Annotated in this window: 15 protein-coding genes and 1 riboswitch; of the genes, 7 read left to right on the top strand and 8 right to left on the bottom strand. The window is 70.8% G+C overall.

The window, feature by feature from the left end:
• The first annotated feature begins 42 nt into the window (after nt 1–42).
• Complete coding sequence (locus tag GQ56_RS0128340) at nt 43–1,242, top strand: MFS transporter (RefSeq protein WP_031401869.1); 1,200 nt, start codon at nt 43–45, stop codon at nt 1,240–1,242.
• Between the two features lie 21 nt (nt 1,243–1,263).
• On the opposite strand, the gene GQ56_RS0128335 is transcribed toward GQ56_RS0128340, so the two are convergent.
• Nucleotides 1,264–2,454 (bottom strand): EamA family transporter, encoded by a 1,191-nt coding sequence (locus tag GQ56_RS0128335; RefSeq protein ID WP_031401868.1) that lies wholly within the window; start codon nt 2,452–2,454, stop codon nt 1,264–1,266.
• 583 nt (nt 2,455–3,037) lie between these two features.
• On the opposite strand from GQ56_RS0128335, the gene GQ56_RS0128330 reads away from it, so the two are divergent.
• The gene (locus GQ56_RS0128330) at nt 3,038–4,756 is read left to right on the top strand and encodes a methyl-accepting chemotaxis protein (RefSeq protein WP_031401867.1); all 1,719 of its coding nucleotides are present in this window, start codon (nt 3,038–3,040) and stop codon (nt 4,754–4,756) included.
• A gap of 30 nt (nt 4,757–4,786) precedes the next feature.
• Here the strand turns inward: GQ56_RS0128330 and GQ56_RS0128325 are convergent, their stop codons facing one another.
• The 3 genes from GQ56_RS0128325 to GQ56_RS0128315 all read right to left on the bottom strand — a co-directional run bounded on the left by GQ56_RS0128325 (nt 4,787) and on the right by GQ56_RS0128315 (nt 6,570).
• Entirely contained in the window at nt 4,787–5,575 is a 789-nt protein-coding gene (locus tag GQ56_RS0128325; RefSeq protein WP_031401866.1) for a molybdopterin-dependent oxidoreductase, read from the bottom strand.
• A gap of 29 nt (nt 5,576–5,604) precedes the next feature.
• On the bottom strand, nt 5,605–6,237 hold the full coding sequence (locus tag GQ56_RS0128320) for a cytochrome b/b6 domain-containing protein (protein WP_031401865.1): 633 nt from the start codon (nt 6,235–6,237) through the stop codon (nt 5,605–5,607).
• 87 nt (nt 6,238–6,324) lie between these two features.
• Nucleotides 6,325–6,570 carry a pentapeptide MXKDX repeat protein gene (locus tag GQ56_RS0128315; protein ID WP_031401864.1) on the bottom strand — a complete coding sequence of 82 codons (246 nt, stop codon included), beginning with the start codon at nt 6,568–6,570 and terminating at the stop codon, nt 6,325–6,327.
• A gap of 268 nt (nt 6,571–6,838) precedes the next feature.
• A riboswitch (TPP riboswitch) is annotated at nt 6,839–6,955 on the top strand.
• A 124-nt stretch (nt 6,956–7,079) separates the two neighbouring features.
• On the opposite strand from GQ56_RS0128315, the gene thiC reads away from it, so the two are divergent.
• The 5 genes from thiC (at nt 7,080) to GQ56_RS0128290 (ending at nt 12,671) form a co-directional block, all read left to right on the top strand.
• Nucleotides 7,080–9,011, top strand: a complete 1,932-nt coding sequence (gene thiC, locus GQ56_RS0128310) for a phosphomethylpyrimidine synthase ThiC (RefSeq protein WP_031401863.1) — start codon at nt 7,080–7,082, stop codon at nt 9,009–9,011.
• A 234-nt stretch (nt 9,012–9,245) separates the two neighbouring features.
• Nucleotides 9,246–9,458 carry a glycine zipper 2TM domain-containing protein gene (locus GQ56_RS0128305; RefSeq protein WP_031401862.1) on the top strand — a complete coding sequence of 71 codons (213 nt, stop codon included), beginning with the start codon at nt 9,246–9,248 and terminating at the stop codon, nt 9,456–9,458.
• Nucleotides 9,459–9,663: 205 nt separating this feature from the next.
• Nucleotides 9,664–9,909 (top strand): hypothetical protein, encoded by a 246-nt coding sequence (locus tag GQ56_RS0128300; protein ID WP_031401861.1) that lies wholly within the window; start codon nt 9,664–9,666, stop codon nt 9,907–9,909.
• 144 nt (nt 9,910–10,053) lie between these two features.
• Nucleotides 10,054–10,980 carry a DMT family transporter gene (locus tag GQ56_RS0128295; RefSeq protein ID WP_031401860.1) on the top strand — a complete coding sequence of 309 codons (927 nt, stop codon included), beginning with the start codon at nt 10,054–10,056 and terminating at the stop codon, nt 10,978–10,980.
• Nucleotides 10,981–11,390: 410 nt separating this feature from the next.
• Entirely contained in the window at nt 11,391–12,671 is a 1,281-nt protein-coding gene (locus GQ56_RS0128290) for a sensor domain-containing phosphodiesterase (protein ID WP_031401859.1), read from the top strand.
• A gap of 73 nt (nt 12,672–12,744) precedes the next feature.
• On the opposite strand, the gene arfB is transcribed toward GQ56_RS0128290, so the two are convergent.
• The 4 genes from arfB to recC are packed head-to-tail and all read right to left on the bottom strand — an operon-like array spanning nt 12,745 to nt 22,524.
• Nucleotides 12,745–13,149, bottom strand: a complete 405-nt coding sequence (arfB, locus tag GQ56_RS0128285; RefSeq protein ID WP_031401858.1) for an alternative ribosome rescue aminoacyl-tRNA hydrolase ArfB — start codon at nt 13,147–13,149, stop codon at nt 12,745–12,747.
• Nucleotides 13,146–15,485: an AAA family ATPase gene (locus tag GQ56_RS0128280; RefSeq protein ID WP_031401857.1), complete on the bottom strand. Its 2,340-nt coding sequence runs from the start codon at nt 15,483–15,485 to the stop codon at nt 13,146–13,148. The genes arfB and GQ56_RS0128280 overlap by 4 nt, the downstream gene beginning before the upstream one ends.
• Complete coding sequence (gene recB / locus GQ56_RS0128275) at nt 15,482–19,189, bottom strand: exodeoxyribonuclease V subunit beta (RefSeq protein ID WP_031401856.1); 3,708 nt, start codon at nt 19,187–19,189, stop codon at nt 15,482–15,484. Before recB ends, GQ56_RS0128280 begins: the two co-directional genes overlap by 4 nt.
• Nucleotides 19,186–22,524 carry an exodeoxyribonuclease V subunit gamma gene (gene recC / locus GQ56_RS0128270; RefSeq protein WP_031401855.1) on the bottom strand — a complete coding sequence of 1,113 codons (3,339 nt, stop codon included), beginning with the start codon at nt 22,522–22,524 and terminating at the stop codon, nt 19,186–19,188. The genes recB and recC overlap by 4 nt, the downstream gene beginning before the upstream one ends.
• Between the last annotated feature and the right edge of the window lie 92 nt (nt 22,525–22,616).

Here is a 22,616-nt window from a genome sequence, read left to right as displayed (position 1 = left end):
CCGCCCGCGTGCCCGCGCCTGCCCACTCCGCCTCGTGCCGCCATGTCCAGCGCCTCCACCGACCATCCGTCCGACGACGCCTCGCCCCACTACTCGCGCAGCCTGCTGTTGCTGCTCGCGACGATCGCGGGCGTATCCGTCGCGAACATCTACTACAACCAGCCGCTGCTCGACAGCTTCCGTTCGAGCTTTTCCGGCGGCGCTGCGTGGATCGGCGTCGTGCCGACCGCGACGCAGCTCGGCTATGCGGCCGGCATGTTCCTGCTCGCGCCGCTCGGCGATCGCTTCGACCGCCGCCGGCTGATCCTGATGCAGATCGCCGGCCTGTCGGTCGCGCTGATCGTGGCCGCCAGCGCGCCGTCGCTGGCCGTGCTCGCCGCCGCGAGCCTGGCGATCGGCGTGCTCGCGACCATCGCGCAACAGGCCGTGCCGTTCGCCGCCGAGATCGCGCCGCCGGCCGAGCGCGGGCAGGCGGTCGGCACGGTGATGAGCGGCCTGCTGCTCGGCATCCTGCTGGCCCGCACGGCCGCCGGCTTCATCGCCGAATACTTCGGCTGGCGGGCGGTATTCGCCGCCTCGGTCGTGGCGCTCGTCGCGCTCGCCGCCGTGATCGTGGCGCGGCTGCCGCGCAGCTCGCCGACCTCGACCCTGCCGTACGGCAAGCTGCTCGGCTCGATGTGGCACCTGGCGGCCGAACTGCGCGGGCTGCGCGAAGCGTCGCTGACGGGCGCGTTGCTGTTCGCGGCGTTCAGTGCATTCTGGCCCGTGCTCACGCTGCTGCTCGCCGGCGCGCCGTTCCATCTGGGCCCGCAGGCGGCCGGCCTGTTCGGGATCGTCGGTGCGGCAGGCGCGCTCGCGGCGCCGTACGCAGGCCGTTTCGCGGACCAGCGCGGCCCGCGCGCGATCATCTCGCTCGCGATCGCGCTGCTCGCGCTGTCGTTCGTCATCTTCGCGCTGTCGGGTGCGAGCCTCGTCGGGCTCGTGATCGGCGTGGTCGTGCTGGACGTCGGCGTGCAGGCCGCGCAGATCTCGAACCAGTCGCGCATTTATGCGCTGAAGCCCGAGGCGCGCAGCCGCGTCAACACGGTGTACATGGTGTGCTATTTCATCGGCGGCGCGATCGGCTCGTCGGCCGGCGTCGCCGCGTGGCACGCGTTCGGCTGGATCGGCATGTGCGCGACCGGGCTGGCGCTCACGCTGTGCGCGGGCGTGTTCCACCATCGCAACGGCCGGCGCGGCTGACCGCGGCCGGCCGCAGCTGCGTCACGCGTCGGCGCGGGGCGCCGCCGCTTGGTCGACCGGCGGCGCGGCGAACGCCGGCGCCGGATCCATGACCGCCGCCGGGTCGACCACCGCGGCCGGTGCCGGCACGGCAAGCGGCACGGCGGAAGGCGCCAGGATCGGCGCCGCATCGGGTACCGCGATCGGCTCGGAAGCGGACGCGGCGTCCGCCGCCGGCGCCGTCGCGGTCGCGGTCGCGGTCGCCACGGCAGGCCCAGCGGCCGCTGCCGCGCGCGCCGCCGGCCGGCGCGCCGGATCGAACACGAACGACAGCCCGACGCTGCCGAGGATCGCGACGGTCGCGACCACGGTGGACGTCGTCACCGGCTCGCCGAGCAGCAGCGCGCCAAGCGCGACCGCGACGATCGGGTTCACGTACATGCAGCTGCTGGCGATGATCGGGCTCGTGTGGCGGATCAGATAGCCGTACGCGACGTACGCGGCCATCGTGCAGAACACCATCAGGTACACGAACGCGAACACCGGCCCCACCATCACGTGTTCGATCCGTTCGCCGATCAGCCAGGCGACGAGCGTCGAGATCAGGCCGCCGAGGCCGATCTGCAGCGACGTGGAGAGAAACAGGTCGGACGGCAGCTTGAGCCGCGTCGCGAGATGCGCGCCGCCGGCCCAGAACAGTGCGCCGGCCAGCACGCAGATCGTGCCGAGCGCCGAGTTCTGCGCGGCCGCGCCGCCCGAATTCAGGATGACGATGCCGACCATCCCGAGCGCGACGGCCGCCCACTCGCCTTTCGTGACCGGCCGCCCGGCGACCGCCGCGATCACGGTCGCGAACAGCGGCACCGTGGCGACCATCACCGCGGCCGAGCCGCTGCTGACCGAGCTGATCCCGAGCGCGATCGTGCCCGACGACAGCGCGACGAGCATCGTGCCGACGATCCCCGCATTGCGGATTTCGAGCAGCGTCGGCCATTCGGGCTTGCGCCGCAGCGCGAAGACGAACAGGCCGATCCCGCCGAGCAGGTTGCGCAGCCCCGACAGCAGCAGCGGCGGGAACGACTGCAGCGCGAAATGCAGGCCGCTGTAGGTCGAACCCCAGACGAAATAGATGAACACGAGCGCCAGCGCGACGCGGCCGCCGCGGCTTTGCGGCAGGCGGATGCGGAACGAAAGGCGGGAAAGGAAATCGAGGAGGCGGTCGAGCGGCGTCATCGTTCAGCCTGCCCGCACGGCGTGCCGCGTGCCCTGTTGAAAGACGCCGGGAAACCCGGCAGACGACCCGGATCGGGTCGGAACGGCGAGAGCGAACGTGCGGAACGACATGACAGTGCGAACGGCGACGATGTGAACCGGCAGGGCCGGCGGCAGACGGACATGAAAACGTGCGCACCCGGAACGACTGCGCACGTGTCGGCATTATGGCATCACGGATTCGAAAGCATCCCCGGACCTGACTGAAAGGTGTCCGACTGACGTTTCGGCGCGACAGTTTCATGCCGGCGGCCGCACGACATCGTCCGGAATCCGGACCGTCCGGGCCGCCCCCCGCCCGGACGGAACGACGGCAATCGAACATGCCATTCGAAAGCAGATTGGGACACGTCCGAAAGGTGGTGCACTGATGTTTTATCGAAACGCTGAATATTTGACCGGATTGGTGCATTTCCCCTAATGTCGCCAGTCCCGTTGCCGTATACCCGGCCATCAACCCTGCCCGCGTCATGGATTTTTATCTGAAGAATGCGTCGATGCGGACCGGGACATGACAGGTTTTTTCTTACATGGGTAGCGGGGCATGAACAAGCTGACTGGCAGCATCAAGTTCAAGATCGTGGTTGCGTTCGCCGCATGCGTGATCGTGATGATCGCAATCGGTACGGAAGGAATACGGGGGCTCGCGACGCTGAGCGGCGACATGAGTTCGATGTACACCGACAGCACGGTGCCGATCGAGGATCTGGCGAGCACGCAGGCGGGTGCGCTGCAGATGCGCCTCAACCTGGAGCGGCTCGCCGCGACGCATGACGCGACCGAAGCGAAGGCCGTCGTCGACCGCATCCGCGAGCGCGAGAAGAAGATGCTGTCCGCGTGGAACGACTACTACCCCGCGAAGGTGACGGCCGACGACGAGCGCAAGGTCGCGGACCGCATCGCCAGCCAGCTCGGCGATTTCCGCTCGCTCGCGTCGACCGCGCTCGGCGCGGCGGAATCGGGCAACGCCGATGCGACGACTGCGGCGCTGGACAAGGTCCGCCCGCTCGGCAGCACGCTCACCGACAGCATCGACGAGGACATCGCGATCAACGCGAAGCAGGTCAAGGATTCCGCCGACCAGGGCAGCGACACGTTCCACATGCTGCTGTGGGCGTCGCTCGGCACGCTCGCGATCGGCGTGGTCGTCGCGACCGCCGCATGGTGGTATCTGCAGCGCGCGATCACGCAGCCGCTCGGCATCGCGATGAACACCGCGCAGCGCATCGCCGACGGCCACCTCGAGAACTCGATCGAGATCCGCTCGAACGACGAGTTCGGCCACCTGCTGGACGCGCTGCGCCAGATGGATACGCAGCTCGCGCGCGTCGTGCGCGGGATCAAGACGTCGAGCGACTCGATCCTGACCGCGTCCGGCGAAATTGCCGCGGGCAACATGGACCTGTCGTCGCGCACCGAGGAGCAGGCCGCGTCGCTCGAAGAAACCGCCGCGAGCATGGAAGAGCTGACCGCGACGGTCAAGCAGAACTCGGAGAATGCACGCCAGGCGACGACGCTCGCCACCAACGCGTCGGACGTCGCCGACTCCGGCAGCGAAGTCGTCGAGCGGATGCTGTCGACGATGCACGACATCACCGCGAGCTCGACGAAGATCGCCGACATCACCGGCCTCATCGAGAGCATCGCGTTCCAGACCAACATCCTCGCGCTGAACGCCGCGGTCGAAGCCGCGCGCGCCGGCGAACAGGGGCGCGGCTTCGCGGTCGTCGCGGGCGAGGTGCGCAGTCTCGCGCAGCGCGCGTCGAGCGCCGCGAAGGAAATCAAGGAACTGATCCAGCAGTCGGTCGAAACCGTGCGCGACGGCTCCGACCAGGCCGAGGCGGTCGGCCGCACGATGGGCGACGTACGCCAGGCGATCCGCCGGGTCGCCGACATCAACGCCGAGATCTCGGCCGCGTCCGACGAACAGAGCCGCGGCATCGAGCAGGTCAACGTCGCGGTCGGCCAGATGGACGAAGTCACGCAGCAGAACGCGGCGCTCGTCGAACAGGCGTCGGCGGCCGCGCAATCGCTCGAACAGCAGGCCGCCGAACAGAAGCGCGCGGTCGCGGTATTCAAGCTTGCCGGCGATCAAGGCACGGCAGCGGCGGCAGCCGCGCCCGCGCACGGCGCACCGAAGGTCGTGCGCCGCCCGGCCCCGGCCCGCGTCGCCGCGCCGCGCGCGCCGGCGCCGGCGCCGGCGCCGGCAACCACGCTCGCGACCGCGGGCGCGGCGGGCCGCGACGACTGGGAAACGTTCTGATCGCACGCAGGCGGCCCGCGTGCGGGCCGCCTACGACCCGCCGAACCAGTTGTATCCCTGGTCGACCCAATACCCGCCCGGATACGTGTCGGTGACGAACATCTCCATGATGTGCTTCGGGTTCTTGTAGCCGAGCTTGGTCGGCATCCGCAGCTTCATCGGAAAGCCGAACTCCGCCGGCAACCGCCGCCCGTCGTATTCGAACGCCAGCAGCGTCTGCGGATGCAGCGCGGTCGGCATGTCGATGCTTTCGTAATAGTCGTCCGCGCATTTGAAACCGACGTATTTCGCGCTCGTGTCCGCGCCGACGCGCCGCAGAAACGCGCCGAACGGCGTGCCGCCCCAGCGCCCGATCGCGCTCCACCCTTCCACGCAGATATGTCGCGTGATCTGCTCCGCGTGCGGCAGCGCATACAGCTCGTCGAGCGTCCACACGCGCTTGCCGGTCACGCGGCCCGACAGCACGAGGCGATAGGTCGACGCGTCGACGTGCGGCACGTCGTCGATCCCGTAGTACGCGTTGAACGGGAACGGCCGCGTGAGGTCGGCTTCGGTGTAGGTCGGCGCGAGCCGTTCGCCGCTGAACAGCCAGGCCTGCACGCGATCGTTCATGCGCGACACCGTCGCGAGGAACGTCTCGACCGACGCATCGTCCTGCAACGTGCAGCCGGTCAGCATCGTCAGCCCGCCGAGCGTCAGGAGGCGCCGGTTGAACAGCCGCCGCGACGGCATCGCCAGCTCGCGGCGCAGGTCGAGTTCGAGCGATGTCCGGTCGAGCGTCCAGCGCGAGCCGTCGCGCGTGTTTTCGGATTCCGACATGATGCGTTCCTTCACCCGGGGTTGACCGGTCAGCGCCCGCGCAGCATCGCGAACAGCGAGCGCGGCACCCGCAGCGCCATCGCGACGTGCACGACGAAGAACGCGACGAGCAGCGACATCGCCCAGAAATGCACGACCCGCGCGTTGTCGTAGCCGCCGAACAGTTCGCGCAGCAGCGGGAATTGCACGGACTTCCAGATCGTGAGCCCCGACAGCACCAGCACGACGAGATCGACGATGGCGATCAGGTACGCGGCGCGCTGCACCGCGTTGTAGACGCCCGGATCGTCGTGCGACAGCCGCCCGCCGAGCGCGGCGCGCAGGTCGCGCCACACCGAGGCCGGCGTGACGGGCAGCATCTTGCGCGCGAAGCGGCCCGTCGCGATCGACATCGCGAGATAGAAGACCCCGTTGCCGACCAGCAGCCACATCGCCGCGAAATGCCATTGCAGCGCGCCGCCAAGCCAGCCGCCAAGCGTGAGGCCGGGAGGAAACGCAAACCGCGGATAGAGCGGCGACGCATCATAGATGCGCCAGCCGGACAGCGCCATCAGGATCGCCGCGAGCGCGTTCAGCCAGTGGCTCGCGCGCACCCATGGCGGATGGATCGGGCGCGCGGGCGGCGTGGCGGCCGCGCGCCCGCCAGCGGGTACGGGTTGCATGATCGAGACTCCCGGAATGCGTCGCCGAGACGCCGTGCGGGCGGCCGCCGTGCGACGCACGCGCCGGCCGCGCCGCGTCCGCCCTCGTCAGTTCGACGGCGCCATCTTGTCGCCCGACGCCTTGCCCATCGCGTCGTGCGCCATCGCGTCCTTCTTCATCGCGTGCTTCTTCATGCCGCCCTTCTTCATCGCGTCATGGCCCATCGCATCCTTCGACATCGCGTCCTTCGACATCGACGAACCTTGCTGCGACATCGCGTCGTTCTGCGCATACGCGCCGGTGGCGATCGAGGCGAAAGCGGCGACGCAGGCGGCGATCAGTACTTTTTTCATCACATCTCTCCCGAACATGGGTTTAAGGAGTCGAATAGACGGACGACGCCGCGGGAAATGACAGCCGCCGCGAAAAGTTTTTTCCGGACCGCGCGAAGGCGCGCCATGCTGCACCGCTTCCGCACCGCCGGCCGAACCGCGGGCCGTGCGGCAGCGACGCGCGCCGGCGTTTCGACGGGCCGTCGTGCCGCCCGCGATGCTGCGGCCGCACCGGGGCAACCGATCCGCCCCCGGTTGAAACCGCCGCGAAGCCGGTGTATCGTGTGCGCTGCTAACGCGGGGGTCCTGCAATGCGCTCGGTCAAACAACCGGCATTGCGGGTGAGAAATACCCTTTGAACCTGATCTGGATAATGCCAGCGCAGGGAAGCGTACGGATTTCGCCGCCATCCCTCTGACGAAATCCGCCGCCTCACCAAGCCTCGTCTCCTGCTTAGCTCGAGCCCCACATTCGTCAAGGGCTCCGGGCAAGCGCCGAAGCGCCTGCCCGGCGCTCATACAGGAGATTGCATGAACGCCAATCCGAAGTTTCTGTCCGCCGACGCCCACGTCGACGCCGCCGCGGTCGCGCCGCTGCCCAATTCGCGCAAGGTCTATGTGACCGGCTCGCAGCCCGACATCCGCGTGCCGATGCGCGAGATCACGCAGTCGGACACGCCGACCGGCTTCGGCGGCGAGAAGAACCCGCCGATCTACGTGTACGACACGTCGGGCCCGTACACCGACCCGGACGCGCAGATCGACATCCGCGCGGGCCTGCCGGCGCTGCGCCAGCGCTGGATCGACACCCGCGGCGACACCGAGGCGCTGCCGGGCCTGTCGAGCCGGTACGGCCTCGAGCGCGCGGCCGATCCGGCCACCGCCGATCTGCGTTTCCCGGGCCTGCACCGCAACCCGCGCCGCGCGCAAGCCGGCAAGAACGTCACGCAGATGCACTACGCGCGCCAGGGCATCGTCACGCCGGAGATGGAATACATCGCGATCCGCGAGAACCAGCGCCGCGCCGAATACCTGGAAAGCCTCAAGGCCAGCGGCCCGAACGGCGCGAAGCTGGCCGCGATGATGGGCCGCCAGCACCCGGGCCAGGCATTCGGTGCAAGCGCGTTCGGCGCGAACGCCCCGGCCGAGATCACGCCGGAATTCGTGCGCTCGGAAGTGGCGTGCGGCCGCGCGATCATCCCCGCGAACATCAACCACCCGGAATCGGAGCCGATGATCATCGGCCGCAACTTCCTCGTGAAGATCAACGCGAACATCGGCAACTCAGCCGTGACGTCGTCGATCGGCGAGGAAGTCGACAAGATGACGTGGGCCATCCGCTGGGGCGGCGACACGGTGATGGACCTGTCGACCGGCAAGCACATCCATGAAACGCGCGAGTGGATCATCCGCAACAGCCCGGTGCCGATCGGCACGGTGCCGATCTACCAGGCGCTGGAAAAGGTCAACGGCAAGGCCGAGGACCTGACCTGGGAAATCTTCCGCGACACGCTGATCGAGCAGGCCGAGCAAGGCGTCGACTACTTCACGATCCACGCGGGCGTGCGCCTGCAGTACGTGCCGCTCACCGCGAACCGGATGACGGGCATCGTGTCGCGCGGCGGCTCGATCATGGCGAAGTGGTGCCTCGCGCATCACAAGGAAAGCTTCCTGTACGAACACTTCGAAGAGATCTGCGAGATCATGAAGGCGTACGACGTCAGCTTCTCGCTCGGCGACGGCCTGCGCCCCGGCTCGATCTACGACGCGAACGACGAAGCGCAGCTCGGCGAGCTGAAGACGCTCGGCGAACTCACGCAGATCGCGTGGAAGCACGACGTGCAGGTGATGATCGAAGGCCCCGGCCACGTGCCGATGCAGCTGATCAAGGAGAACATGGATCTCCAGCTCGACTGGTGCAAGGAAGCGCCGTTCTACACGCTCGGGCCGCTGACCACCGACATCGCGCCGGGTTACGACCACATCACGTCGGGCATCGGCGCCGCGATGATCGGCTGGTTCGGCACCGCGATGCTGTGCTACGTGACGCCGAAGGAACACCTGGGCCTGCCGAACAAGGACGACGTGAAGGAAGGCATCATCACGTACAAGCTCGCCGCGCACGCCGCCGACCTCGCCAAAGGCCACCCGGGCGCGCAGGTGCGCGACAACGCGCTGTCGAAGGCGCGCTTCGAGTTCCGCTGGGAAGACCAGTTCAACATCGGTCTCGATCCGGACAAGGCGCGCGAATTCCACGACGAAACGCTGCCCAAGGATTCGGCGAAGGTCGCGCACTTCTGCTCGATGTGCGGCCCGCACTTCTGCTCGATGAAGATCACGCAGGACGTGCGCGAGTTCGCGGCGCAACAGGGCGTGTCGGAAACCGACGCGCTGAAGAAGGGGATGGAGGTCAAGGCGGTCGAGTTCGTCAAGACCGGCGCCGAGATCTATCACCGCCAGTAAGCGAACGTTGCGATCCGCACCGGATCGCCGCGCGCTGCACGAAGCCCGCTTTCGAGCGGGCTTTTTTGCGCATGCCGCGCGCCGGCCGGCCGGCTGGAAACAATTGATTACGAAACCGCGCGAGCCTTAACAAGTCCTTACAGCAGCGCCGCGGCACGCCGCGTAGATTGGATTCGTGCGTGGCCGCCAGCCGGTCGTGCACCCTCTCCGTTCACTACCGCAAGGACAACGATCATGAATGCGATTCGGCGTATTGGGGCATGCGCGCTCGTCGTCGCAACGGTGGCCGGCCTGTCGGCCTGCGACTCGATGACGACGCGCCAGCGCGACACGGCCATCGGCGCGGGTATCGGCGGCGTCGCCGGCGCGGCGATCGGCGGCAGCGCGCTGTCGACGCTGGGCGGCGCGGCGGCCGGCGGCATCATCGGCAACCAGGTCGGCAAGTAAGCGGCGCGCCGCGACTTTTCGGCCGGACGGCGTTTCCGCGGCGCGGCGGCGCCGTTTTCGCATGCGGCGCCGCAACGTGGCCCGCAGCGGGCGCGGAAACGATCCGTTACCGTTTGGCACACCGTGTCATTGGGGCGCGGCCTAAGCTTGGGGTGTGTTCACGCCCTGAGCATCGGCCGATTGCCGGCTCCGCCGGAGAAACATCATGAACAGGACCTTCGTCGCCGCGGCGCTCGCCGGTGCGACACTCGCCGGCTGCTACTACCCGTACGGCTACTATCCTGGCGGCTATTACACGGCGGCGCCCGTGGCGGCGCCCGTCTACGTCGATCCAGGCCCCGCTTACTACTATCCGGCGCCGGCCTACGTGCCCGCGTACGGCGGCTACTGGGGACCGTCGGTCTCGCTCGATTTCGGCTTCGGCGGACGCGGCGGCTGGCGTCATCACTGATCGCGTGCGACTGCCGGCCCCCGATCGCAGCGGGCCGGCAACCGGCAAACTTCCCGTTTCTTGTCGTTTCATCCAAACCTGAAACGACGGCGTGCCGGCGGGGTGTAAGATGCCCTCCATCCCTTCCCCCCGCCCTCACGATCGATGTCGCCCAAGAACGCCCTGCTGCTGACCGTGCTCGCCGCCCTGTGGGGCGCGTCGTTCCTGTTTATCCGGATCGGCGTCGTCGATCTGGGCGTCGCGCCGCTGATGGCGCTGCGGGTCGGCATCGGCGCGCTGTTCCTCGCCGGCTTCGCGCTGACCCGCTTCAAACCCGCCGACCTCGGCGCCGAGCTGCGCCGTCGCGCATGGCCGCTGTTCGTCGTCGGCGCGCTGAACTCGGGCATCCCGTTCTGCCTGTTCGCGTTTGCCGAACTGACGCTGTCGGCCGGCGTGACGTCGGTGATCAATGCGACGACGCCGCTCTGGGGCGCGCTCGTCGCCTACCTGTGGCTGAAGGACAAGCTGTCGCTGCCGCGCGCGCTCGGCCTCGTGATCGGTTTCGCCGGCGTGCTCACGCTCGTCTGGAACCAGGTCGCGACCGCGCACGGCGACACCGGTGCCACGGCCACCGCGCTCGCCGCCGCCGCCGCACTCGGCGCGACGCTGCTGTACGGCATCGCGGCCAATTACACGAAGCGCAAGCTGAGCGGCGTCGATCCGCTCGTCAACGCGACCGGCAGCATGATCGGCTCCACCGTGCTGCTGCTGCCGTTCGCGATCGCCACCTGGCCGGCGGCGCCGGTGAGCGCGCACGCATGGGGCTCGGTGCTCGCCCTCGGCGTTGCGTGCACGGGCATCGCGTATTTCATCTACTTCTACCTGATCGCGCACGTCGGCCCCGCCCGCGCGATTACCGTGACGTTCGTGATTCCCGTGTTCGGACTGCTGTGGGGCGCGCTGTTCCTCGGCGAACACGTGTCGGCCGTGATGATCGAAGGCTGCGCGATCGTGCTCGTCGGCACCGCGCTCGCCACCGGCGCGATCAGGCGGATTCCCGGCCTGCGGCCGCGCAGCAACGGAGCGGCCTGACGACGATCCGGAGGCGCGCACCGCCGTCGCGCGTGAAGCGAAGCGCGGCGGCCGTGCGCCGCTTCCCCGGCGCGCCGCCGGCATTCATCAGACGGCGTCCTGTCCGGGCGGCCTTCGCGGCAGCCGGAATATCCCGCCTCGCGCTCCGCCCACGCCGTGACACCATGGGCTCACGTGCGGCGACGCCCTCCGCTTCGCGGCGCGCACGCGCGCGGCCGGCCGCAGCCCGCACTGCAGCCCGTCTGGAGTTTCCCTGATACGCGAGCCGCCGCATTCCCGCTACACTGCGAACACTTACCCGCAGAAGGCGGTCACGATGTGCCTCGTCCTTTCGCGTCCGCCGGCGCGTGCGACTGCTTCGGCACGGCGGCGCGCTGCCGCCCCGCCGTTCGCGCCAGGGCGCCGTTGACATGAAGACCGCCCGCGACCTCTCGCTCGACTCCCTGCTCGAACGCCTCACGCCGACGCCAGGCGGCTGGATCGCCACCTATCGCACCACGACGCTGCGCAGCGTGTTCCAGCCGGTACTGTCGATCACGCACAAGCGGGTCGTCGGCTACGAGGCGCTGCTGCGCGTCGTCGATGCGAACGGCACGCTGATCTCGCCCGCCGCGCTGTTCGACAAGACCCGCGCCGACGCCGACGCGCTGCTGCTCGACCGGCTCGCGCGCTGCCTGCACACGGCCAACTTCGTCGCGCAGGGCATCGGCGACGGCTGGCTGTTCCTGAACGTGACGCCGCGCGTGCTCGATTCGGGCCTGGTGCAGCGCGAATTCGTCGAGGCGCTGTGCCGGCATTTCACGCTGCCGCCGAACCGCATCGTGCTGGAGGTCGTCGAGCAACCGGCGCGCGACGAAGCCGCGCTCGCCCGCACGATCGACATGATCCAGCATCGCGACTTCCTGATCGCGATCGACGATTTCGGCACGGGATTCTCGAACTTCGACCGCGTGTGGCGCACGCGGCCCGACATCGTCAAGCTCGACCGCTCGCTCGTCGAGCGCTCGACCGGGTCGACCGACGATCGCCGCATCATGCACCACCTCGTGTCGATGCTGCATCAGGCCGGCGCGATGGTGCTCGCCGAGGGCGTCGAAAGCGACGACGCACTGCAGGCGCTGATGGAAGCCGATATCGATTTCGTGCAGGGTTTCCAGTTCGGCCAGCCCGATGCATCGATCGCGCACGCGAGCGCGGCCGCCCCCGCGATGCTCGACGCCGCGTGGCAACGCTTCATCGCCCGCCGGCACACGCCGGTCGCCGCCGAGCAGCCGGGCTTCGACGCAATCGAGCGGCTGGTGCTCACCGGCGCGGCCGCGTTTTCCGCGAGCGGCAACCTGCAGGACGCCGCGCAACGCGTGTTCGCGGTGCCGGCCGCGCGCCGCGTGTTCGTCACCGACGAAACCGGCGAGCAGTTCCTGCCGTCGATCGGCGCGCACACCGACGACGGCCAGTCGGCTGCCACCCGGCTTGCGCCGCTGTTTCCGGAAACCCACAGCAACTGGTCGCGGCGCCCGTACTTCCAGCGCGCGATCGCCGCGCCCGGGCGCGTCGCGCTGATGGGCCCGCATTTCTCGCTGACCGAAGGCCGCGACTGCTACACGGCCGCCGTCGCGATCCGCGCGCAGAGCCGGCTCGTCGTGTTCTGCGTCGACTTCGTGCTCGACAGCGCCGGAACCGTGATGCGATAGCCGGCGCGGCGGCGGGCGACCAGGCGGCCGGCACGCCTGCCGCCGGTTGCGGTTGCGGTTGCGCTTCCGTTCGTCAGTCGTCCACCCGCCCTCTTCCCGACTTCACCGCGCTGCGGCGCGACTTGTGCTCGAGCCGCCGTTCCTTCGATGCGCGCGTCGGCCGCGTGGCGACCCGCGCGCGCGGCGTGAACGCGACGCTGCCGATCAGCGTATCGAGCCGCGCCAGCGCGGCTTCGCGGTTCTTCTCCTGGGTGCGATATTCCTGCGACTTGATCACCACGACGCCGTCGCGCGTGATGCGCTGGTCGGACAGCGCGAGCAGCCGCTCCTTGATGACGGGCGGCAGCGACGACGCACGGATATCGAAGCGCAGGTGGATCGCGCTCGAGACCTTGTTCACGTTCTGCCCGCCCGCACCCTGTGCGCGCACGGCCGTCCATTCGACGTCGGCCGGATCGAGCGTATAGCGGATCATCATCGCGACACCTCCATGCGATGCCGGGCGAGCGCTTCGTCGACCCGGGCCGCGAGCCCGGAATCGCGCTGCGTGCGCGTCGCGACCGCTTGCGCCAGCACGCGCCGCGGCCCGATCACCTGCACGCGCGAGCGGGCTCGCGTGACGGCCGTGTACACGAGTTCGCGCGTGAGCACCCGGCTGAACGAGGCCGGCAACACGAGCGAGGCTTCGTCGAATTCCGAGCCCTGCGACTTGTGGACCGTCAGCGCGAACGCGGTTTCGTGTGGCGGCAGCGCGGCCGGCGACACCGCGCGCGCGGTGCCGTCCGCACGCCTGAACCACACGCGCAGCACACCGTGCGCGTCGGGCAACGCGATGCCGATATCGCCGTTGAACAACCCGAGCGCATAGTCGTTGCGGGTCACCATGATCGGCCGCCCGGCAAACCAGTGCGCGCCGACCGCCAGCGGCACGCGCGCCGCATGCCGCACATGCGCGGCCACGAGCGCATTGACGTGCTCCGCGCCGCGCGAGCCGTTGCGGGTCGCGCACAGGATCCGGAACCGGTTGAGCGCATCGAACAGCGGCAGCGGATCGGGCGCCGGCGCGGCCAGCGCGTCGCGCAACGCATCGAGGTAAGCGCCGAACCGGCGCGCAAGCCGCTCGACCGTCGACGATGCGAGCGTATCGCCCGCATCGTCGTGGAACGACGCGGCAGCCGCGTCGTCCGCGGGGAGCGCATCGAGCGCGGCCTGCACGTCGCCGCGGCGGATCGCGAGCGACAGCCGCCCGATCGGCGAATCGAGACCGAAGCGGTAATTGCGCTCGAGCCAGACGACGCAGTCCGCGAGCGGCGCGGGCGCGGAGGCAGGCACTTGCGTGGCGGAAGCGGCGGCAGGGTCGCCCGGCCAGGCCGACGCGACCGACGCAAGCGCCGCGTCGCCTGCGTCGAACGGCGGCAGCTCGACGGTATCGAGCCACGCGAGTTCGTCGGCGCCGATCCACGCGGAGTCGTCGCCCACGACGCCCGCGACGCCCGCTCCAGCCGCCTCGCCGGTTTCGGCCGGCATCGGGCCGGCGGCCGGGGGCGCCCCCGCTTCGGCCGAGGATGCATCGTCATCCTGCGGCTCGTCGTCGAACAGCGATGCCTGTCGCGCATCGGCTTTCGGCCGCGCCGCCCGTTTGCGAACGGCTGCGACGGCAACGGCGGATGCCGGCGGAGATGCCGGGGCACGGGTCGCGGCGGCAACCGGATTCGCCGCCGGAACCGCGGCGGTTGCCGTTTCGTCCGGCACCGGCAACGCCGCGACGAACGCCGCCTCGTCGATGCCGAGCGCCTGCGCGATGCGCGTGCGCGCCGCGGCGGTAAACGCCGGCCGCGCGCTCAGCTCCGCGAACACGGCGCCCGCCTCGACCGCGGCCAGTTGATCCTTGTCGCCGAGCAGCACGAGCCGGGCGCCCGGTGCGAGCGCGTCGAGCAGATGCGCGGCGAGCGCGACGTCGATCATCGACGCCTCGTCGACGACGATCAGGTCGTACGGCAGCGGATTGTCGCGATGATGCCGGAAGCCGGCCGCCCCGCCGCCGCCCAGCAGCCGATGCAGCGTGTACGACGTGTCGGGCAGGTGCGCCGCGAGTTCGGGCGGCAGGTCGCCGGCCCGCGCATGCAGCGCTTCCTGCATCCGCTGCGCGGCCTTGCCGGTCGGCGCGGCCAGTGCGATGCGCAAACCCGGGTGAGCATCGAGCAGGCACGCCAGCACGCCGACGACGGTCGTCGTCTTGCCCGTGCCGGGGCCGCCGCTGACGATCGTCACGCGCCCCGTCAGCGCCACGATCGCCGCGACGCGCTGCCAGTCGACCTCGCCGGTCGCGGGCCCGAAGTAGCGCGCGAGGCTGTCGCGCAACCGGTCGGGCGACAGGCCGCCGTCCGGCGCCGCCGCCCCGGCCTGCGCCACGAGCGCATCGGCCAGGCGCCGCTCGTAGTCGAAATAGCGCGACAGGTACAGGTGGTCGTGCCGGTCGACGATCAGCGGCCGCTCGTCGCCGCGCGCGAGCGTGCCGAACGCGACCACGCCGCTCGCGGCAAGCGCCGCGCGCACGTCGTCGAGCGGCGCTTCGTAGCGCTGCGCGAGCGCGCCGAGCGCGACGCAGACGTGACCGCCGGCGGTCGCGCGGCTCGTTGCGAACGCGGCGCGCGCCGCCCAGCGCGCGGACGCGGCCGGCGCGCCGGCGCGGCGCGCGAGGTCGCCGATGCGACGTGCAAAGCCTTCCGCGAGCGCGATGCCGAAATCGGCCGGTTCGGGCAGCCGTGCAACGAGGCCGCCGGTAAATTCGAGCGTGTCGTCGGATGCGTTCATGCGCGGCCCCCGTCCATCATCCGGTCGAGTGCGTCGACGAGTTCGCGCGCCGGCCGCCGCGCATGCACGCCGGCCGGCTCGCCGCCGCTGCGCCAGTCGGGCCGCACGCCGCGCACGAACAGGTACAGGTAGCCCGCGATGTGCGTGTCGTAATCGTAGTCGGGCAGCCGCCCGCGCAGGTAGCGATGCAGCGCGACCGTATAGAGCAGCGCCTGCAGGTGATAGGCGTGGTCGGCCATCGCGACGTCGAGCGCGCGCGGGCCGTAGGCATCCGGCGTCGTGCCGAGATGGTTCGACTTCCAGTCGACGATCCAGAAGCGGCCGTCGTGTTCGACGATCATGTCGATGAAACCCTTGATGAAACCGGCGAGCGTGCCCGCCTCGAGTGCAACGTCCGGGTAGCCGTGCGCGACCAGCAGCCGGCGCAGCGCCGTCAGGTCGAGCGCCGGCGCCGGGAACAGGAAACCCATTTCGTCGAGCCGCTTCGCGGGATCGAGATCGGCGAGCCGCATGCCCGGCACGAGCTCGGTGCACACGACATCGCCGACCAGCCGCGCCATCATGGCCGGCAGGCGCGGCGCGAGTTCGGGCTCGGCCTCGACCGGCCGGTCGTGCAGCGCGCCGAGCGCGGCCGCGTGCCACGAGTCGGGCTGCGTGAACCGGCTCAGTTCGAACAGGCGGTGCAGGCACTCGCCCGCCGCCGCGCCGCGCGGGAACACGAGGATGTCGTCGTCCGGCGGTTCGGGCGCCACCGTGTCGGCCAGCAGCGACGCGCCATCGGGCGTCACCTCGGCGAGCGCATCGTGATCGGGCCGCAGTTCGTCGTCCGGCACGGCCGCGACGCCCGCCTCCTCGCGCGCCATCGATGCGGTCAGCGAACTGAAGCTCGCCATCCGCCACGCATCGCGCAGCATGCGCGTCGCGTGGCGCGCCGCGAGCGTCTGCGCTGCGTCGTGCCCCGCCGCGAGACGCTCGCGGCGCGCGGGCGCTGGCAGCGGCGCGACGCTCACGGGGCCGCCCGCGAGCGCGCGCCACGCCGCGTCGAGCGCGGCTTCGTCGGGCGGCTCGTCGAGCCACGCGTCGAACGGCTGGCCGGCGCCGGCGACCAGCCAGTTCAGCACGCTGCGCCGCGCCTCGCGCGTCGAGCGCGACGACAGGTACGGCCCGGCGACGACATAGCAGCGATACACCGCGCGTGTGAGCGCCACGTAGACAAGCCGGGCGCGTTCCGCGGCCTGCTCGCGCATCGCCTGCCTTGCCGCGTGCGCGGCCGCCTCGTCGTCGCATCCGTAATGCAGCACCGCGTCGCCCGCGTCGTCGTGATACTCGCGGGCATCCGGCAACGCGGACGACGGCGGCTCGCGCAACCCGCCGTCGTTCAGGAATGGACAGAAGACGATCGCATACTCCAGGCCTTTCGACTTGTGCACGGTGACGATCTGCACGAGGTTGCGATCGGATTCGAGCCGCAACTGCGCTTCCTCGCCGCCGCCGTCGAGCCGCTGCGCGGCGAGCCAGCGCAGCGTCGGCGCGATGCCCGGCTGGGCGGACGCGCGAGCCTGCGTCAGTTCGGCCAGGTGATTGAGGTCGGTCACGCGGCGCTCGCCGTCCGCGCCGGCCATCAGCCGCTCGGCGATCCGCAGCTCGCGCGTGAACGTGCGCCACATCACCGCGAACCCGCGCTCGCGCCACAACAGCCGATAGCGCGAGAAGCGCTCGACCCAGCTCATCGCGTCGGCGCCGTCGGCCGCCGGCGCTTCGCGCGCCGCATCGCCGTCGCCCTGCTCCATTCGCCACAGCGCGCCGGCATCGAGGCCGAACCAGTCGGACGCGAGCGCCGCGCGCAGACGCCGCAGGTCGCCCGGCGCGTCGATCGCCGCCAGTACGCGTTCGAGCTGCTCGGCGTCGCCGGTCGAGAACACCGAGGCCTGCGCCAGCTCGACGCTGCCGATGCCCCACGTGGCCAGCACGCGTTTCACCAGGCTGCCTTGCCGGTGCGTCTGCACGAGCACCGCGATGTCGCCCGGCGACAACGGCGCGTCGCCCAGCCGCACGCGCCCCTCGCGCGCGCCGCGCATCAGCCGCGCGATCTCGGCCGCGCAGGCCTGGGCGGCCTGCGCCTGCGCGTCGCGCTTGAGCAGCGTGCCCTCGCCACCCGGCAATGCCCAGACCCGGAAGTCGCCGGCCGGGCCCGGATCGGTTTCGTCGACGAACGGCGCACGCACGCGCGTGCCCGCGCGCACCGGGTAATAGTCGAGCCCGTCGAGCACGAACGCGCGCGGATTCGACATGAAGAAGCGGTTGCACGCATCGACGATTGCCGGCGTCGAGCGCTGGTTGACCGCGAGCGTATAGCACGCGCTCGCACGTGCGCGCGCGGCAAGATAGGTGTGCAGGTCGGCCGCGCGGAAGCTGTAGATCGCCTGCTTCGGATCGCCGACGAGAAACAGCGGGCCGCCCGGCGCGAAGATCCGGTCGAAGATCGCGAACTGCAGCGGGTCGGTATCCTGGAACTCGTCGATCAGGGCGGCCGGATAGCGCGCGCGCAGCGTCTGCGCGAGCCACGGGTGCGCATGCAGCGCGTGGTAAAGGTTCGCGAGCAGGTCGTCGAACGACACGATGCGCCGCGTGCGCTTGCGCTCGGCCAGCTCGCCCGGCGCCATGTCGAGCCAGTCGGCGATCAGCGCGAGCCAGCGCGCGCGCTGCGCGGCCTCGGCTGCCGCCACGGCCGCCTCGAGCGCGTCGGCCACGTCGAAGAATGCATGTTCGGGCGTCGCGCCGCCTTTTTTCGTCGCCTTCGCCAGCGCGGTGCGCGTGAGCTTCAGCGCCGCCTTCGGCAACGCGGCCGCCGCTTCGCCCTGCGCGAAATGCGCGGCCCACGCGTCGAGCGCATCGGCAACAGCGTCGGGCTTGTGCGAGCGCTGGTTGAGCACGGGTTGCGCCGCGTGCAGCAACGCGCCGATTGCATCGCGCTCGGCCGCCCACATCCGCGCGGCCTCCGCGAAGCATTCGGCCGCGGCCGCCTCGGCGGCTTCGTCCGGCTCGGTCACGCCGTCCCAGCGCAGCGCCGCGAGCGGCTTCTTCAGCCGGCGCGCGAGCTGTGCATCGAGCGCGGCCGGGCCCGCGCCCGACTCGACCAGCCAGATCGCGAAGCCCGGCCAGCGCGCGGCGGCCGGTTCGACCCGCGTGCGCCAGAAATCCGCCGCGAGTTCGAAGCGCAGCGCCGCATCGTCGGCCTCCATGTCGAACGCGAACGGCATCGCGGCCGCGAACGGCGCTTCCTGCAGCGCGCGCTGGCAGAACGCGTGGATCGTATGGATCGCGGCCTGGTCGAATGCGCGCAGCGCGCGCCGGATCCGCTTCGCGGCGGTTTCGGGATCGAGCGCGCCGTGTTCGCCGAGCGTCGTGTCGAGCAGGCGCCCGATGAACGGATCGCCGCCGTCGTCCCCCGTGTCGAGCGCGTGCGCGAGCTGCGCGAGCCGACTGCGAATCCGCTCGTGCAGTTCGGCCGTCGCTGCCTTCGTGAAGGTCACGACGAGGATCTCGTCCGCGCCGAGGTCCTTCTCCAGCAACAGGCGCACGTACAGCGCGCAGATGTTCCAGGTCTTGCCGGTGCCCGCCGACGCCTCGATCTGGTTGACGCCGTCGAGCGGGCACGCGAACACGTCGAGTTCGAGCGCGGACTGCTGCGTCACGACACTCATGCGACCTCCTTCAGATGCTCGACGAGCGGCTCGAACACGAGCCGCGCGAGCGTGCCGAACGGCTCGTCGAGCGACGCATGCGCGCCGCGCCATGCGATCGCGATGGCCGGATCGTCGGCCTCGCTCACGACGCGCTCGTTGATCCAGACGCTCGCGGCCTTGGCCTCCCCGTCGGACACCCTCGCCCATGCGCTGCGCGGGAAAAACCGCAGCGGCATGCGCCGCCCGGCGCGAAACAGCGCGGCCAGCGGCGCGAGCCGCTCGAGCGGCGCCGCGACGGGCGTCAGCTCGAACGCGCCGCCGCTGCCGAACCACAACGTGCGGCGCGGGCCGTCCGGTTCGACCGCGCAATAGACGAGATGCGCGAGCCACGCGGACAGGTAGTCGCGCGCACTCGGCCGCGCATAGCGATAGATGATCTGCCCGGCCGGCGTCAGCCGGTTCAGCGTGCCGTGCAATTCGAGCGGTGCGCTTACCGCGTCGGCCGACAGCATCGCGTCGTCGGCGCCGAACAGCGCCTGATCCGTATCCGGCCACGCCGGCACCACGACGAGCGAGAACGGCCGACGTTCCATGCCCTCGGCCAGCGCGCGGCGCACGTTCGACGCCAGTTGCGACATCGAGCCGAGCGCCTGGTCGCGCCATACGGCGCCCGTCGCGCCGCCCGGCAATTCCGGGCTCGCGTCCGCAATGCGCAGCGCGTGATCGTGCACGGCCCCGTCGCCCGATTCGATCAGCAGCGGCAGCACGCGCTCGGCGAGCGCGTCGCTGCCGGCGAAGTCGAGCGCGAACGGCTCCGTGTCGAGCAGTTCGGCCTGCACGTCGGAGAGCACGATGCCCAGCCGTGCACGCAGCAGCGCACGCGCGGGATGCCGCCAGAAACGTTCGAACTCGCCGAATGCGACCGGCTCGACCGGTTCGACCGGCAGCGGCTGCGCGAAGAACGGCTGCTCGCGCGGAGCGTCGCGCGCCGCCTCGGCGGCCAGCAGCGACGCGAGTGTCGCGCGCTCGGCGTCATAGGAGGCGAGCCCGCTGCCGGGCTGGAAATACGCGGCCGCGAACGGTTGCAGCGGATGTTCGACGACGAACGCGCGCCGCGCGGCATCGACCGCGTCCGGCGCGGCGTCGGGCCCGGCCGTGACGAGCGCCAGGTGGTCGAGCAGTTCGTCGACGAGCGCCGCCGGCGGCAACGGCGCGTTGTCGCGGATGCTGCGGCCCGTGTACGCGATCAGCAACCGGTCGCGCGCGGCGAGCAGCAGGTCGAGGAACAGGTTGCGCTCGTCGTCGCGGCGCTGCCGGTCGCCGAGCTTCGGCAACACGGCCATCAGGTCGAATTCGTCCGCGCGCGCGAGGCTCGGCAGCACGCCGTCGTCCATCCCGAGCAGGCAGACGACGCGATACGGCAGGCCGCGCAAGCTCGTCAGCGACGAGAACGTGACGCCGCCCCACGGCACCCCGCCGCGCGCCGGATCGTCGAGCGCGGCGGCCAGCCCCGCCCGGACGACGGCCGCCGGCAGCGCTTCGTCGGGTGCGCCCTCCGTCATCGCGGCCAGCATCGCGTCGAGCGCGTCGCGCACGCCCGCGAGCGCGTCCGCATGCGCGGCGCCCGAATCGAAGAAACGTGCGAGCGTGTCGGCGAAGAGTTCGCTCCAGCCGCGCGGCGTGTGCGCTTCGCCGAGTTGCCGCGCGAAGCCGTCGAGATCGTCGGTGAAGCGCGCGAGCCGGCCGAGCAGCTCGGCCTCGCTGCCGGTGGCCGCCTCGATCGGCAGCCATGCGCCGACCGGCGCCGCGCCTTCCGGCATCGCATAGCCGAGAAAAAGCCGCGCGAGCGCATCGGAGAACGTATGGCGCGGCGACGGCACGGCCGCGTCGTCACTCGCGAGCGGCGACAGCCCGCGCCGCGCGCCGGCTGCCGCGAGCCAGGTCTGCACCGTCTCGAGCGCGGCCGCGTCGATGCCGTAGCGCGCCGCCACCGCGTCGACGCGCAACCATTCGACCAGCTCCGGCGCGCCGACCTGCCGCTCCGGCAATGCGAGCCAGTCGAGCAGCACGCGCGCGACCGGGTTCGCCTGCGACGGCGGCAGGCCGGTGATCCGGTACGGCACGCGCGCGCCGCCGGCGCCGGCGGTGCCGAACACCGCGTCGATCAGCGGCCCGGCCGCCGCGAGGTCGGCCACCGCGACCAGCACGTCGGACGGCTGCAGGCTCGCGTCGGCGTCGAACCACGCGAGCAGCCGGTCGTGCAGCACCTCGAGCTGGCGCGCCAGGCTGTGACACACGTGCACCTCGATGCCGCGCTCGGCCGGCGCGCCGCCGGCTTGCGCCTCCGGCTGCAGTTCGAGGATCGCGTTCTGCACGCGCGCGAGCCAGGTCGGCGCGGGATTCTCGACGAAACGCGACGCATCGCCCGATGCGGCGCTTTCGGTCAGTTCGTGCAGCATGTGCAGTTGCGCCTGCGTCTGCCTGCCCCATTCGGCGAGCAGCGGGTGGCCGACTTCCTGGTAGTCGAGCCGGCCCGCCGCGTCGAGCGCCTCGGCATGCGCGGCGGTCACGATGTCGAACCAGAATTCGCGGCACGGGTTCAGCGCATAGACGCGCACGTCGATCCAGCGCGACAGCTCGCGCAGCAGCGCGACATGCAGCGGCGGCATGGTCGGCAGCGCGAACACGCTGACCGATTCCGGCCAGTCGGCGCGCGCGACGGTTTCAGGATCGAGGTGGCGCGCCTCGACGAGGAAGCGGTGCGCGGGCGGCGTGCCGCTGTCGCTCAGTTCGGCGAGCAGCGCGCGCCACAGCGCGGCCTGCCAGCGTTCGTCGTCGCGTGCGGCATCGCCGATCCCGCGCGGCGCGGCGTCGCCCGCGAGCACCGACTCGCCGGCCTGCCACGCCGCGAGCCATTCGGGGCGATAGGTCAGGTAATGGTCGAGCACGGCCGCGACGCGGTGCGCGAGCTCGTAGCGCATCGCGTCGTCGGACGCGGACAGATACGCTGCCAGCCGCGGCGACGCGAGCCACGGCGCGCCGCCGGCCGCCTGCGCGAACAGCCGGTAGCAGCGCCACACGAGGCGGTCGGGTGCGAACGGAGAACGCGCGGGCACCGTCAGCACGCGGCCGATCTGCGCCCACAGCCATTGCGCGAGATACGTGAACTCGACGTTCGCGCACACGCCGTTGCGCGCGGCGATGTCGAGCTCGAGACGGCGGCGCAGCGCCGCGCTCGGCACGATGACCTGCTGCGGCGCCCACGGCCCGTTGCGGGCCGGGAACGCGGCCAGATCCTCGAGCAGCGCGTCGGCCAGTGTCTCGTGACGGTTCGAATAGAAGAGATGGAGCATGAAGCGGGCGTCGGTACGTCGCGCCGGGCCAGCCGGGCGAACAGGAGCACCAAGGATAGCAAAGGGCCGCGGCCGCGAGAATCGGCCGGAAG

The organism is Burkholderia paludis, assembly GCF_000732615.1.
GTDB classification, from domain to species: Bacteria; Pseudomonadota; Gammaproteobacteria; order Burkholderiales; family Burkholderiaceae; genus Burkholderia; species Burkholderia paludis.
This window is presented reverse-complemented; position numbering and strand designations above follow the sequence as displayed.